Annotated in this window: 13 protein-coding genes; 6 read left to right on the top strand and 7 right to left on the bottom strand. The window is 38.3% G+C overall.

What is annotated here, in order from left to right; all coding sequences use genetic code 11:
* Positions 1 to 47: 47 nt before the first annotated feature.
* Together JG738_RS05810 and JG738_RS05805 are read right to left on the bottom strand one after the other, a co-directional pair.
* The gene (locus JG738_RS05810) at positions 48 to 1,130 is read right to left on the bottom strand and encodes an SO_0444 family Cu/Zn efflux transporter (RefSeq protein ID WP_201336993.1); all 1,083 of its coding nucleotides are present in this window, start codon (positions 1,128 to 1,130) and stop codon (positions 48 to 50) included.
* 2 nt (positions 1,131 to 1,132) lie between these two features.
* On the bottom strand, positions 1,133 to 1,522 hold the full coding sequence (locus tag JG738_RS05805; RefSeq protein ID WP_201336992.1) for a cytochrome c: 390 nt from the start codon (positions 1,520 to 1,522) through the stop codon (positions 1,133 to 1,135).
* Positions 1,523 to 1,597: 75 nt separating this feature from the next.
* Here JG738_RS05805 and JG738_RS05800 point away from each other — a divergent pair, with 75 nt between their 5' ends.
* The 6 genes from JG738_RS05800 (at position 1,598) to JG738_RS05775 (ending at position 7,745) form a co-directional block, all read left to right on the top strand.
* Positions 1,598 to 1,903 carry a helix-turn-helix transcriptional regulator gene (locus tag JG738_RS05800; RefSeq protein WP_201336991.1) on the top strand — a complete coding sequence of 102 codons (306 nt, stop codon included), beginning with the start codon at positions 1,598 to 1,600 and terminating at the stop codon, positions 1,901 to 1,903.
* Entirely contained in the window at positions 1,897 to 2,193 is a 297-nt protein-coding gene (locus tag JG738_RS05795; protein WP_201336990.1) for a hypothetical protein, read from the top strand. Before JG738_RS05800 ends, JG738_RS05795 begins: the two co-directional genes overlap by 7 nt.
* Before the next feature lie 65 nt (positions 2,194 to 2,258).
* Positions 2,259 to 2,555, top strand: a complete 297-nt coding sequence (locus JG738_RS05790; RefSeq protein ID WP_201336989.1) for a hypothetical protein — start codon at positions 2,259 to 2,261, stop codon at positions 2,553 to 2,555.
* Positions 2,552 to 3,700 (top strand): TolC family protein, encoded by a 1,149-nt coding sequence (locus JG738_RS05785; protein WP_201336988.1) that lies wholly within the window; start codon positions 2,552 to 2,554, stop codon positions 3,698 to 3,700. Before JG738_RS05790 ends, JG738_RS05785 begins: the two co-directional genes overlap by 4 nt.
* On the top strand, positions 3,693 to 4,703 hold the full coding sequence (locus JG738_RS05780; protein ID WP_201336987.1) for an efflux RND transporter periplasmic adaptor subunit: 1,011 nt from the start codon (positions 3,693 to 3,695) through the stop codon (positions 4,701 to 4,703). Before JG738_RS05785 ends, JG738_RS05780 begins: the two co-directional genes overlap by 8 nt.
* A 9-nt stretch (positions 4,704 to 4,712) precedes the next feature.
* Positions 4,713 to 7,745 carry an efflux RND transporter permease subunit gene (locus JG738_RS05775; protein ID WP_201336986.1) on the top strand — a complete coding sequence of 1,011 codons (3,033 nt, stop codon included), beginning with the start codon at positions 4,713 to 4,715 and terminating at the stop codon, positions 7,743 to 7,745.
* A gap of 8 nt (positions 7,746 to 7,753) precedes the next feature.
* On the opposite strand, the gene JG738_RS05770 is transcribed toward JG738_RS05775, so the two are convergent.
* From JG738_RS05770 to ppsA, 5 genes are read right to left on the bottom strand one after another with little or no spacing between them, the layout of a single operon-like run.
* Entirely contained in the window at positions 7,754 to 9,028 is a 1,275-nt protein-coding gene (locus tag JG738_RS05770; RefSeq protein WP_201336985.1) for a KamA family radical SAM protein, read from the bottom strand.
* A 52-nt stretch (positions 9,029 to 9,080) separates the two neighbouring features.
* Positions 9,081 to 9,773 carry a 2,3-diphosphoglycerate-dependent phosphoglycerate mutase gene (locus JG738_RS05765; RefSeq protein ID WP_201336984.1) on the bottom strand — a complete coding sequence of 231 codons (693 nt, stop codon included), beginning with the start codon at positions 9,771 to 9,773 and terminating at the stop codon, positions 9,081 to 9,083.
* Entirely contained in the window at positions 9,774 to 10,787 is a 1,014-nt protein-coding gene (gap, locus tag JG738_RS05760) for a type I glyceraldehyde-3-phosphate dehydrogenase (protein ID WP_201336983.1), read from the bottom strand.
* Between the two features lie 45 nt (positions 10,788 to 10,832).
* Entirely contained in the window at positions 10,833 to 12,221 is a 1,389-nt protein-coding gene (locus tag JG738_RS05755; protein ID WP_201336982.1) for an MBL fold metallo-hydrolase RNA specificity domain-containing protein, read from the bottom strand.
* The gene (gene ppsA / locus JG738_RS05750; protein ID WP_201336981.1) at positions 12,211 to 14,610 is read right to left on the bottom strand and encodes a phosphoenolpyruvate synthase; all 2,400 of its coding nucleotides are present in this window, start codon (positions 14,608 to 14,610) and stop codon (positions 12,211 to 12,213) included. The genes JG738_RS05755 and ppsA overlap by 11 nt, the downstream gene beginning before the upstream one ends.
* Positions 14,611 to 14,616 lie beyond the last annotated feature (6 nt).

Below are 14,616 nucleotides of genomic sequence, written 5' to 3'. Positions count from 1 at the left end.
GTGGAGTGCCGTAGGAAACCCTACAGCATAAATTAAGGGTGATTTAATTAAGCAGTGCAGCAGCTTTTTTTAACAAGTTTCTCTTTTATCAAGAAGTAGAGAATAAAACTCCATAAAATGATTGAGGATGCAACAGCAAAGATGGAAGCCTCTTTTTCTATACGAACAATGCTTCTCACATCCACTCCACTAAAAATGAAATCTAGTCCTACGCCAAAAAGAATGGAGCCTACGGCAATGGTTGTAAGATAAATAACGACCGACTTCATTCCCAGCATTTTTTTGACTACACCTATTGTAACGGTATTTGTAGCAGGGCCTGCACTGAGGAATACAAATGCAGCCCCAGCACTCACTCCACCCAGCATCAAGGCTGCTGCTATTGGCAGGGAGGCAGTGGCACAAACATACATAGGTACAGCGATAAGAACAGCTAAAAGGTAGGAGAGCCAAGTATACTCAGCCAAAATGTTGGCTAAATTTGCTGGTATCGCTACACTGATAGCCGCTCCGATAATAAGACCCCAAAAGAGAGGCTTTGCGATATCTCCAAGTAAGGTTACAAATCCATAACTCAGAGCACGTTTAAGAGAAAAACTCTTTTTTTTCGTTTCACTGCATCCACAATCACTGCAGCCACAACTTTCCTCTTGCTTTATTGCAAAGGTTATTGGTTTCATTTGGTTTTGAGTCTGCATGCTGAATTTTGGTCTGTTTTGTGTTTTGTTTTGAGTGTCAAAAAAGTTAACAAATATTCCTGCAGCTATGGCTATCAAAAATGATGTAACGATGCGATAGATGGTAAAAACCCACCCAAACATTCCAAAAGTAGCCAAGATTGAATCAATTCCAGTAATTGGAGTAGAGATTAAAAAACTTAGCACACTTCCTTTACTCGCACCACTTTTTTGCAGTGCTTGTGCCAAAGGTATGACGCCGCAAGAGCAGACTGGAATGGGAATACCAAACAGCGTCGCTTTTATAACTGAAGCAATATTGTCTTTACCAAGATGTTTTTTAATGAACTCTTCAGGGACCAGTTCATGTAATATGCCTGCTATCAATAGACCAAAGAGAATATAGATAGCCATGGCGTTGGTAAGTTCCCAAAGTGATTGTACAAATGCCATTATTAACCTCCATGTGCTGGGCAAAAGCCTCTCTTTTTACTTAAAGAGTAAAGATACTCAGCAACTGCTTTCCTCTCTTTAGCGTTCATACTTTTTCCAATTGGCGGCATCACTCCAAATCGTTTGAATGCCATAGGCATACAAAGACCTTTATCGCGTGATGGGTTTTGGATATAATCAACTACAAATCGTATGAACTCTTTTTTTCGTGGATAGTGTGCTTTAACTCTATGAGCAACTTCTAAAAAAGGTGGTGCTTTCATTGTTGTCATATTTGCCCATTCCATCGTAATGTTATGACAGCTTGCACAATATTTTTGATAAACTGCTTTTCCACTTGATGCATTGAGTAATCCAATAAACACCGTAAATGTTGCTATTATCTTTTTCATGACTCCTCCTTGACTTGTATAACAAAAACGTTATATAATGAAAGTGTGATATAAATAAGCTTTAAAGAAGGTTAAATGGATCGTTTAGAAAAGTTAGCAATAGTAGCAAAAGGTTTAAGCGATATAAATAGACTTAAAGTTCTTGCGTTTATCGATCGCTATAAAGAGGTGTGTGTATGTGAAGTAAGTGATACACTTGGCTTTTCGCAGCCTCTTACTTCTAAATATCTCAAGCAGCTTAGAGAAGCAGGAATTTTAAGAAGTAAAAAAGTAGGAAAATGGAGTATTTTTTCTATAGCTGATAATTATCTTATCCAGCCTTTTTTGGAAGAATTACGAAAAGTTGAAATACCAAATATCAAAAAGTGTGCAAGATGTTAAAGAGATTTATACATTTTCTTTTACTCTTTTCTTTAGTATTTAATAGCGCTCATGCATTCTTTTTTAATTGTGATGATAATCATTATGTCCAAGAGTTTGTTTATGAAATGGACCACCCAGTCCAGAAAGGAGATATTTGCGATAATCATTTTGTTTTTCATATGCCTCTATTTATTTCAACAAAGATTACAATAGATTTTCCAAAACAGAATGCAAAAATAGATCTACTTCTTTCTTACTATTTTCAACAACACTCCTTCTCTTTACTCAAACCTCCAAAAAACTCCTAATTATTTATAAATCATAAATTTTTATTTTTATTATTTAAAAAAACATATTCAACAAGGAGTTTATTATGAAAATAATACTTATTAGTTTTCTATTAGCGATAGTTTCTTTTGGAAAAGTGGAGCACTACGAGATCCATAAATATAACCAAAAGCCATCCATTCGGATAAAACAACAAAAGCTATTGAAACAATATGTAAAAATCGATCCAGAAAAAATAACAAAACAGATAACTAGTGAAAAAATAGAATACAAGCGTCTAAAACATCAAATCAATACCATCTATTTTGAAGTATGGACGAAGCATTATTACCTTTGGATCGATGCACAAACTGGAAAAGTACTCAAAAAGGAGAAACGATGAGAAGAGCGATTTTGCTCACAAGTATCACTGTCTGCTTTGTTTTTGGAGCCAATTTTCAGACTTTCAAACAAGAAGCTTTGGAACAATTTCCAAAACTTTTGCAACAAAAAGGCAAAATTACGATTGCAAAAGAGAGCCAAGCAAAACTTTTACGCCCCTTCAACCCCCAATTGGAACTCTTGGGAAGCAGGTACGAAGATGGCAGCGGATTTGAGACAACGTTGCAGATACCCTACAGGCTGCCAGATTATCTGAAAGATCTCAAAAAAAGGGCAGTGAGTGAAGTAGAGGTGCAAAAAGCGTACGAGTTCGTTTTGAAAGCCAGATTTCTAAAAAATCTTGAGCTTCTCTATACGCGCTATGTGTATCAAAACAAATTACTGAAGCCTATTCATTCTCAGATAGCTATCTATAAACGACTACTTTCTATAGCAGAAGAGAAATATGCCAAAGGATATGGCAAAAAAATAGATGTGCTCAAACTGCAAACAAAATTGTTGACACTCCAAAAAAAATTTATTGATACGCAAAATAGTGTGATCGAAGCAAAGATGCAATTGCAAAGGTATGCCGGATTTTCGGGTAATATTGAGCCAAATGGCTTTTTGTATGAGCACTTTGACTTTTCGGGTCAGATCAATCCTGCAGAACTGGTCTGGTATGAAAAAAATAAAAATCGCTTTTTATATTTAGCAAAAGAACAAGGCCATACTATAAAAAGGATAAATTTTACAGTCAATTATGAAAAAGAGCCAAACTCAGGGATCCTTCGCGCCGGCATATCCATTCCTCTTCCAATCAACAAACCCAAACAAGAGGTTGCAATCGCAAAAATGCAAGCAAACAGTGCTGCTTTAGATTTAGAACTTTTAAAAAAACGCTTTGAAGTAGAACTACAGGGGCTTCAAAAGCAGGCCCAAATGATTCAAAAGAGTTTGGATTTGCTTCAAAAAACAAAAAAGAAGCAAAAAGAGCTTTTGGATCTTTATATTGAAAGCTACAAAATTGATCAAAGTACACTCCTTGATATTTTAGATGCTCAAAAAGCGTATATTTCTATCGAAAAAGAGATCGTAAAAAAACTCTTCATGCTCAATCTCAATCAAATCCAGATAAATTACATAAAAGGACGATACAATGATTAAGCTTATACTATTTCTCATTACAACAATTTCACTCTTTGCCAATGCAAAAGTGCAGTATATCGAGCTTGGCAAACTCTATAACACTAGTGCCCAGGTTGTGACACTTAAAAATCTTACGCAAAATATCGTTACACAAATTCCTGGGCATATTGAAAACTATTTTGTCAAAGAGGGTGACAGTGTCAAAAAAGGGCAAAAAATAGCACGTATCAAATCTTTCGTCTTGAGCGAAATGACATCACGCTATTTGACTCTTCAAAATGAAGTGGCGGTTTTGAAAAAACGATACGAGAATGCAAAGGCTCTGTATAAAAAAGGGATCATGAGTTATAACGATCTGGCAAAACTCAAAACTACCCTCAAAGACAAAGAAAATGATCTCACTTCTCTTAAACTCCAACTTAAAATACTCGGTATCACAAAGGTTACAAAACCGGTGGAGTACTACACAATCACCTCTCATGCTGATGGAACAGTGCAAAAGATTTTGGTTCCGGTGCATACCAATGTCAAAAGCACAATACCATTGGTAGAGATTCTCAGTCAGTCTCGCTACTATCTTGTAGCATTCTTAAGTGTTGAAGATGCACTGCGTCTAAAAGATATACGGGCGATTTTTCATCTCGGACCCTACAGTTTCAAAGCAAGTTTTATAAAAATATTACCAAGAGTTGATGAAGAGACGGTACAAGCGAAACTTCTGTTTGAACTTCCAAAAACCAATAAAGAGCTTCTCATCGGTGCGTTTGGAGATATTCAGATAGAGTCAGCTCCATATAAAAAAGTGCTTGCCGTTAAAAGAAGCGCTTTGACTATGTTAAATGGCGACTGGGTCGTGTTTCTTCCATCCAAAGAGCCTGAACCCCATGTCGTGAAACTCATCGATTTTGTAGGGAAGTATGCGGTAATTGATGGATTAAAGCCAAATCAAGAGTATATCGATAAAGATATTTATCTCTATAAATCACGGCTTTTGAAAGAAAGCATCGGCGATGAGGATTAAGGAGAGAGTATGAAATTTTTTGAAACCTTTATCAAATATCGCTTTTTAGTATTGGCTTTTTTTATCCTTGTAGGGGTATTGGGGTACAGGGCGTACAAAGAGATTCCGGTAGATGCATTTCCGGATATCACTCCCAAACAGGTGATTATCTATACTGAAAGCCCGGGCAACAGCCCTGAAATCATCGAAAGACTCATCACCTATCCGATTGAATCGGCTATGGCTGGACTTCCTGGAGTAAAACTGATAATGTCTAATTCCATTTTTGGTCTCAGTTATGTAAGCATCTTTTTTGAAGACAAATACGATATCTACTTTTTACGTCAGCTTGTGAGCGAAAGACTCGCAACCGTCGATATACCAAAAGGTTTTGGAAAGCCTGTTACAGGACCAAACACCACTGGACTGGGTCAGGTGTTTTGGTATCAGCTCAAAGGTGATGGTGTTTCATTAACGAAGCTTAGAGAGTTGCAAGACTTTTTAGTACGCCCTATGTTCAAAACTGTTGATGGAGTAGAAGAGGTTATCGGATGGGGCGGATTTGAAAAGCAGATTGAAGTTGTGATTGATCCTAAAAAACTGCAAGCTTTGAAAGTGACGTATGAAGATGTGATTGATGCACTGCAAAGAACAAACAAAAGTGCAGGGGGACAGTATTTAGAATTTAACAAAGAGCAGTATATCATACGAGGCAGCGGCTTTTATGAAAATCTTGATCAAATACGCAAGAGTGTCATCAAATCTTCGGGTATCAAGGCTATCAAAATTGAAGATGTGGCAGTTGTTAAAGAGGGCAAAAGAATGCGTTTTGGTGCGGTGACTCTCAATGGAAAAGAGACGATGTTTGGAATGGTACTGCAAAGAACCGGTACCAATGCAGCCAAAGTAGTAGATAGACTCAAAGAGAAAGTCAAAGAGATCAACGCTGCACTTCCAAAAAATGTAAGAGTCCAGACAATTTATGATAGAAGTGAAATTACCAAAAAAGCAGTCCATACAATGACCTCTTCTTTAATTATGGGTGCGGTGCTTGTGAGTGTTATTTTGTTCTTGTTTTTGTTTGAAGTCAGAAGCGCTTTTATAGTTGTATTATCACTTCCTATCTCCTTGCTTATCGCTTTTTTGATGATGGACTATTTTGGTATGAGCGCAAATCTTATGAGTCTCAGTGGTCTAGCGATTGCAATTGGCATGATCGTTGATGGTACGATAGTTGTCGTAGAAAACTCTTTTAGGCTTATTCAAGAGCATCCAAAGGAATCCAAACTGAAGCTCATAGCAGAGGCTGCAGCGCAGGTAACAAAACCGGTTATTTTTGCCATTTTCATTATCGCCGCAACCTTTGTTCCGCTTTTGAGTCTCGGAGGTCTTACAGGAAAGCTCTATGCACCTATGGCTATTAATATCGTATTTGTGATGCTCGCTTCCATTGTTGTGGCTCTTATTTTGGTTCCCGTTTTGAACTACTATCTTTTAAAGCCGGTAAAATTTAGCGAATCGCCACTTGTGGTTTGGATCAAAAAGCTTTATACACCACTGCTTGTGGGAGCTTTGAAATATGCAAAGAGTGTAGTAGCAATTTCGTTTATCCTTTTTGGAATATTAGCATATCTGCTTACGCAGCAAGGGCGCGAATTTATGCCAAAACTCAATGAAGAGTCTATCATGTATCGTGTTATCGCCATCCCTGGAACGGCTCTGTCTCAAACGGTGGGACTGAGTAAAGATATAGAAAACTTCATAAAAAAAGAGTATCCAGAGTATGTGGATTTTGTTTTGGCGATGATTGGAAGAAGCGAAAAGGGCGAAACTGCCGGTCCAAACTATATGGAAATTTTGGTGGGACTTAAGAAAAAAGAGTTTGATATCAAAGCGTTAGAGGCAAAAATGAGCGAAGAGCTTGAGAAGCGCTATGACTTTGTACAGTTTGTTCCAACGCAGCCAATTGCTATGCGTATAGAAGAGCTGCTAGAGGGGGTCAAAGCAGAGCTTGCTGTAAAAATCTTTGGAGAGGATCAAAAAGTACTAGCAACTCTTGCATCAAAAATCAAAGATATTCTTTCGCACATCGATGGGCTAAAATCGATTGAGATCGAATCGCAACTTGGGCAAGCTCAAATTGTGATCAAACCAAACTACTTAGCGATGGCGAGATTCTCATTGACTGCTGAAGATATTATGGATGTGGTGCGGTACCTTTTGGGTGAAGATGCGATAACCGATAAATTTGAAGGGATTAAGAGGTTCCCTATTGTTATCAAGCCAAAAGGAGAGCGTGATATTGAAAGTTTGCAAAATATTTTGTTAAGAGCCCCAGACGGCAAAGTGGCTCGTCTCAAAGAAGTAGCAGATATCCAAATCATTCAAGGACCATCCTTTATAAAACGAGAAAATCTCTCACGCTATATGCTTATATCCTTTGATGTGGAAGGGCGCGATATCGCTTCTTTTGTGAAAGAAGCCAATGAAAAGATTCATAAAAATCTGCATTTTCCAGCAGGATACTATATCCAGTGGGTAGGTGACTTTAAAAACATGCAAGAAGCGACAAAAAAACTGGCTGTTATTATTCCTGTAGTGTTGCTGTTGATACTCCTTTTACTCTACACAGCTTTTAATAGCTTCAAGAAAGCAACAATCATCTTGCTTGGCGTTCCTCTTGGCATTATAGGTTCAATTATTGCAGTGTTGATTACCGATATTTACCTCTCCATTGCTGCAATTATCGGCTTTATCGTCATCATTGCCATTGCGGTACTCAATGGTATCGTGCTAGTAAGTTTCATAGAAGAGCTTAAAAAACGTTTTCCTGATGTGAAGATGCAAATTTTAGTCAAGGATGCAACGCTTCTTAGACTTAGACCCGTTTTGATGACAGCAATGACGACGCTTTTTGGTATTTTACCGCTTCTGTATGCAACGGGCGTTGGAAGTGAGATCGAGTATCCACTGGCTGTGGTTGTTGTAGGTGGTATTGTTACTTCAACCCTTGTGACGCTTCTTGTCTTACCGAGTCTATACTATCTCTTTTACAAGAAGTAGGCCTCTGCCTACTTCTCAAACAAAAACTTCTCACTAAAGGCAGGTTTTAATTCATCAATCCATTGAGCATTTTCATCATACTTCGCAAAAAATGGAATATCTACAAGATTAGGATTTTTAGCTTGAAGCATATTCAGCACAATTACTTTTTCTCCGTTGATTTCACTTACACCACTAACAGCAATTTTTCCAGGAGCTGCACTCATACTTGGCCCTCGGACTGTTCTAGCTAATCCGCTGACATTTGAAAGGGCATCTTTAAAAATCTTCCAAGCTTCTACCAAAGGAATGCCAAAGTAGTGTTGTGCTCCTGTATCTCTAGCTATAAACGTATAGTATGGAACCATTCCCATGTGCACCTGTTTTTTCCACATTTTTTCCCATACTTGGCTACTATCATTGATATGGCGTAAGATAGGAGCTTGGGTTCGGATAATGGCTCCTGTTTGCTGGATACGTTTTACTGCTTCTTTTACTTCATCCGTTTCAAGTTCTCGGTAATGGTTGAAGTGAGCCATAAAGGCTAAATGGTATCCATGTTCTACAATCTCTTCAAATAGTTTGAGTAAATCATCCGCATCACTATCAGTTAAAAATCTGTATGGCCAAAAACCTAGTGTTTTTGTACCAAAACGGATATTTTGTAAATGCGGGATGTTTGCTTTTAAGATAGGCTCAATATAGCTGCGAAGCAGTTTTGTGCTCATAATGAGCGGATCGCCACCGGTAAATATGAGATCCGTAATAGTAGAATGAGCTTTAATGTATTCTATTAATAGATCTACTTCTTTCATGGCAAATTTAAGCTCGTTCATCCCCGTGAATTGAGGCCATCTGAAACAGAAACTACAGTATGCATGGCACGTTTGTCCCTGTTTTGGAAAAAAAAGAATAGTCTCTTTATATTTATGCTGTGAGCCTGTAAGCTCTTTGCCATTGATGGTGGGGACATTGCTTTTTTGATCAGCTGGATGAGGATTCATCCGCATACGTATATCATAAATAGCTTTGTTTAAAGCCTCTATGTTACCTTTTTTATATAAAGTTTTAAGTCTTTCAAAGTCTTGAGTAAAGAGCATATCTTTGTGAGGAAAAACGAGGCGAAAAATGGGATCGTTTTGATAGTTTTTCCAATCGATGAGTTTATCAATAAGATAATTATTAATTTTAAATGGAAAAACAAGTGCTGCAATTTCAATATTTTCAATATCTTCGGAAGACAAAAATTGCTGTATTTGAGGGATTTTTTTAAAACTTTTGGCGTTGTATGCTCTATATTCCAATATAAATGCTCCTTTTTTAGAGCGTATTATAACAAAAGAGGGAAGAACCCTCTTAGTGGTTGTAAATGGTTTTATTTTTGATTTTGAGCTCTTTTGTTAGATCGTAAACAATTGGAGTGCCAGTAGGGATCTCAATTTTATGAATATCTTCTGGAGCAATATTTTCTAAATACATAATGAGTGCACGTAGAGAGTTACCATGTGCAGCAATCATTACATCACCATAAACCAATAGTGATGGAACAATCTCTTCATAAAAATACTCTATCACTCGTTCTCTTGTATCTTTCAAAGATTCACTTTTTGGGTGATAGCCGATATTTGCATATTTTAGATCTACAGGATAGCGTTCTTCAAAATCGGGTTCACTCTCTTCAATCGGAGGTGGAGGAGTATCATAACCACGACGCACTGCCATAAAGAGTTCTTCTCCATACTTCTCTTTGACTTCATTTTTATTTTTCCCTTGCCAATCTCCATAGTGGCGCTCATTAAGCTTCCAGCTGCGGAGTACATCAATATGCTCCCATCCAAGCTCACCCAGAGCAATTTGAGCAGTATGAATAGCACGTTTGAGATATGATGTATAGCAGATATTTGGAAAAATTTCTGCTTCTTTAAGAAGTTTTCCAGCCTTTTTTGCTTCCTCTTTTCCCTTTTCACTCAGTTCTACATCAATCCAACCAGTAAAAAGATTCTTTGCATTCCATTCGCTTTGACCATGTCTAATTAAAACTAGTTTCATTTACATCCTTTCTGCAACAAAATCAGCAAGTTCAAGAAGGCGTCCAGAGTATCCATATTCATTGTCATACCATGCAAATACTTTTACCTTGTTGCCATCGACTACTAGTGTGGATAGTCCATCAATAATAGAGGAGTGTGGATTATTGACAATATCACTTGAAACTACTTCATCATAAGTAATTTCCAAAATTCCTTTGAGGTTACCATTCATCGCCTCTTCAAAAGCTTTGTTTACATCTTCAGTGCTTACCTCTTTTTTGAGTGTTGCACTGATGTCAGTGATTGCAACATCGGGAACAGGCACTCTGAGGGCCAATGCATTCATTTTGCCTTGCAGTTCAGGAATAACTTTTGTTGTTGCAATAGCAGCTCCAGTAGTTGTAGGGATGATGTTTGCAGCAGCTGCTCTTCCACGTCTGTGTTTTCCAGGATTTTTTCTATCAACTGTTGCTTGAGAAGAGGTGTACGCATGGACAGTTGTTACAAGTGCACTCTCAATTCCAAAATTGTCATTAAGGACTTTAATTGCAGGGGCTAAAGAGTTAGTAGTACAGCTTGCATTTGAAATTACATCATGTTTAGCTGGATCGTACCAGTCTTGATTGACTCCCATTACGATTGTAAGCTCTGCATCTTTGCTTGGTGCTGAGATGATTACTTTTTTAGCTCCAGCTTTTAAGTGTTTTGCTGCATCATCTCTTTTGGTGAAATGGCCTGTACACTCCAATACTATATCAACTCCAAGCTCATTCCAAGGTAACTTTTCGGGATCTCTGCCTGTTACAAGTTTAATCTCTTGATCTCCAACTTTAAGGTAGTCTTCGCCATATTCTATTGGAGCTGGGAATTTCCCATGTACTGTATCAAATTTGAGCATATATGCTAAATCTTCAGCAGTTCCGCTGCCTCCATTAGCCACACAAATTTCTACATTTTTTGGCTTATTAACAATGTAGTGCCAAAGTACCAGTTTGCCGATTCTACCAAGACCATTTATTGCTACTTTTTTCATATGTTCTCCTCAAATTTTTATTTATTTATAGTATCTATTTTTAAATTAAAGATGAATAATTTCACCCTGTTTAACTATATGCACCTTTTTGTGAAGTGTCTGTATAAGATGTTTTTTGAAAATATGCTGTTTATCTTCTTCTCCATGAATGAGAAAAATCTTTTTAAGACCATCTATCGCGCTGAGCCAATTTGTCAGTTCTTTTTGATCTGCATGTGCTGAAAATCCATTGATTGTATAAATTTGCGCATTGACTTTAATACGTTCGCCATAAATCTCTATGAATTGTGCTCCTTCAATGATCTCTCTTCCAAGTGTTCCTTCAGCTTGATATCCTACAAAAATTACAGTATTACGCTTGTCCCAAATGCGGTGTTTAAAATGGTGTAAAATGCGTCCACCGTTGCACATTCCACTTCCAGCTATGATAATCATAGGGCCTTTTTTACCGTTAATACGTTTTGATGCATTTGTTGTAGTTGCAAAGCGGAGATTTGGAAAAGAAAAAGGTTCATGAAGGTTTTTGCAATAATCTGAGAGAAGATATTTGTATTTTTCATATACTTTTGTTGTTTTGATAGCCATTGGTGAATCAAGAAAGACTTCAGTGTGATGTGGAAGCTCACCTTTGCGTGACATTTGTCCAAGAATACAGAGCAGCTGCTGAGTCCGCTCAATAGCAAAAGAGGGAATAAGTACTGAACCATTGTGTTTAAGCGTTTTAAGAACAGCCTCTTTAAACTCTGCAACACTTGATGCATAGTCTTTGTGGAGTCTATCTCCATAAGTACTTTCCACAAAAACATTTGGAGAGGCAAAAGGTGTTTGAGGTGGAGGATTGAGTTTGACTTGCTGATTGCCAATATCTCCACTGAAAACTACATGTTTTTGAATATTGCCATCCCTATATGTTATCTCGATAAAAGCAGCCCCTATAATATGCCCTGCATCTTTATATCGTACATGAATATTTGATCCAAGTTTGATAGTTTGCCCATAGTTGATATTGCGGCGAGGAAGCCGCAAGGTAGCTTTTACATCTTCTTTGGTGTAGAGGGGTTTTTTTACACTCTCTTCTTCACCACGGCGTTGCGCCTTTTTAAAAGCTGTTGCATAATCTTCGCTCATAAGATGGGCAGTATCTAAAAGGACGATCTTCATGAGTTCAAATGTGGCCGGAGTTGCAATGATTTTTCCTCTAAAACCACCTTTATAGAGTAGTGGGATACGTCCTACATGATCAAGATGCCCATGTGTGACAAGAAGATAATCGATCTCTTTTGGATCAAAACCTAAAGGTTCATAGTTTTTCCACTCATCAAGTCCTTGGAACATTCCACAATCAACTAAAACTTTCGTGCCATCATCAAATTTGACAAAATGGCATGAACCCGTTACTACTTCGGCTGCACCATAACTAATCTCAATTGTCATTTTCCATCTCCGCCACATCTTTTATGATTTTAAGGACGCTGTCAGGATTGAGACTCATAGACTCAATTCCAATTTTTACTAAAAACTCAGCAAACTCCGGATAGTCTGAAGGAGCCTGTCCGCAAAGCCCGGAGTATTTACCATTTCTTTTTGCTCCTTCGACTGCCATTTGTACCATCTTTTTGACACCTTCATCTCTTTCATCATAATCAAATGAAACTATTTCACTGTCCCTATCGACTCCGAGTGTGAGCTGTGTCAGGTCATTGGTTCCAATACTTATCCCATCGTATATTTGCAAAAACGCATCAATCTGTATAACGTTGTTTGGAATCTCGCACATCATATAGATTTCAACATTGCCTAAGCCATGCTCAACCATTGCCTTTTTAACCCGTTTTGCTTCATCAACCCTTCGGCAAAATGGTATCATCAAGACAATATTGTCAAATCCCATTTCCTGGGTGGCCCGTTTCATCGCTTTGCACTCTAACTCAAACCCCTCAGCATAATTTGGATGAGTATAGCGTGCAGCACCCCTGAATCCTAGCATCGGGTTATCTTCAATCGGCTCAAAATGGCGGCCTCCAAGAAGATTTGCATATTCATTGGATTTAAAATCACTCATTCTGACAATACATTTTTTTGGATATACGCAGCTTGCGATTGTCGCCACTCCTTCACTGAGAGTCTTTATGAAAAAGTCCTCTGCATCGCCTTCAAAAGGAAATGCAAGTTCATCTATGAGAGCTCGTTCTGTATCACTAAGCATCTCTGGATGTTTTATTGCCATTGGGTGTGCTTTGATGTAGTTGTTTATGATAAATTCCATTCGTGCTAGACCTATACCATCTACTGGCAGTTTCGCTAAGCTAAAGGCAAGTTCGGGATTGCCTAAATTCATCATGATTTTTGTTTTTGGTCGAGGCAGTTTGGAAATATCCACTTTTTCTACTTCAAAGGGAAGTATTCCTTCATAAATTTTTCCAATTTCACCTTCTGCGCAACTGACAGTTACTGGCTGATTGTCATGGAGTACTTTTGTAGCATTCTTTGCTCCAACCACTGCCGGCTTTCCAAGCTCTCGGCTTACAATCGCTGCATGACAAGTTCTGCCTCCCGTCTCAGTGATGATGGCACTTGCCTTTTTCATGACAGGTTCCCAATCCGGGCTTGTAGTTGGTGCTACAAGAACATCACCCTCTTCAAACTTATCCGCTTCAGCCATCGAAAACATTATTTTTACTTTGCCAGCTCCTATTTTTTCACCTACGGCATTGCCAGTTAGAAGAACTTTGCCTTTTTCTTTGAGTCTGTAAATTTCGAACTGGGTGACTTTCTCTTGGGAGTGGACTGTTTCGGGTCTAGCTTGCACCATATAAAGCTCTCCATCAATGCCATCTTTTGCCCACTCCATATCCATAGGGGTATACCGATTGTTTACTTCGCTGTAGTGCTCCTCAATCTTCATCGCCCAGTCTGCCAGCTTTAAAATTTCATCATCCGTTATTGCAAATTTCATTCTTTTTTCAATTGGAGTAGGGATATTTTTCGTAAACTGCTCAGCTAGGTTTGCTCTCTCAAGTGTTTCACTAAAGACCATCATCTTCTCTTTAGAGCCTCTTTTTCGTTTAAGAACTGTCCTATAGCCCTTTTTAAAGGTAGGTTTGTGTACATAGAAAGCATCCGGATCGATAGTTCCTTGTACCACATTTTCTCCAAGCCCCCAGGCAGCATTGATGAAAACCACATCGCGAAATCCGGTTTCTGTATCGATGCTAAACATTACGCCACTGCTTCCAAGATCGCTTCGCACCATCTTCATAATTACAACAGAAAGATAGACTTTCATTGGATCAAAATGGTGGACATACTTATAGTTGATAGATCTATCGGTAAAATTGGATGCAAGACACATTTTGTACGCCCATAAAAGATTTTTATCGCCTTTGATATTGAGATAGGTTTCATTTTGTCCTGCAAAGGAGGCGGTAGGGGAGTCTTCGGCCGTTGCTGAGCTTCTTACAGCCAAACTGACATCTTCTCCATACTCATTTTTTAGCTCTTCATACCCTTTGAGAATCTCCTCTTTTAGATCTTGTGGGACTTCTCCTTTCATAATCATCTCACGGGCTGTCTTGCCAACCTTTTTCAGCTGATCGATATCATCTGGGTCGAAATCCTCAAAGAGTTTTTGTAAAGGCTCCCATAAATTATTTGCATCAAGATAGTGTTTGTAAGCAGTTGCAGTCACTGCAAATCCGTTAGGCACCTTTACTCCTAGTGGAGTGAGATGATTGTACATCTCTCCCAAACTTGCGTTTTTCCCTCCAACTTCAGCAACATCTTTTACACCAATCTCACTAAACCATTTGATATATTCGCTCATACCAAC

Source organism: Nitratiruptor sp. YY08-26, assembly GCF_016593215.1.
Lineage (GTDB): Bacteria > Campylobacterota > Campylobacteria > Campylobacterales > Nitratiruptoraceae > Nitratiruptor > Nitratiruptor tergarcus.
This window is presented reverse-complemented; position numbering and strand designations above follow the sequence as displayed.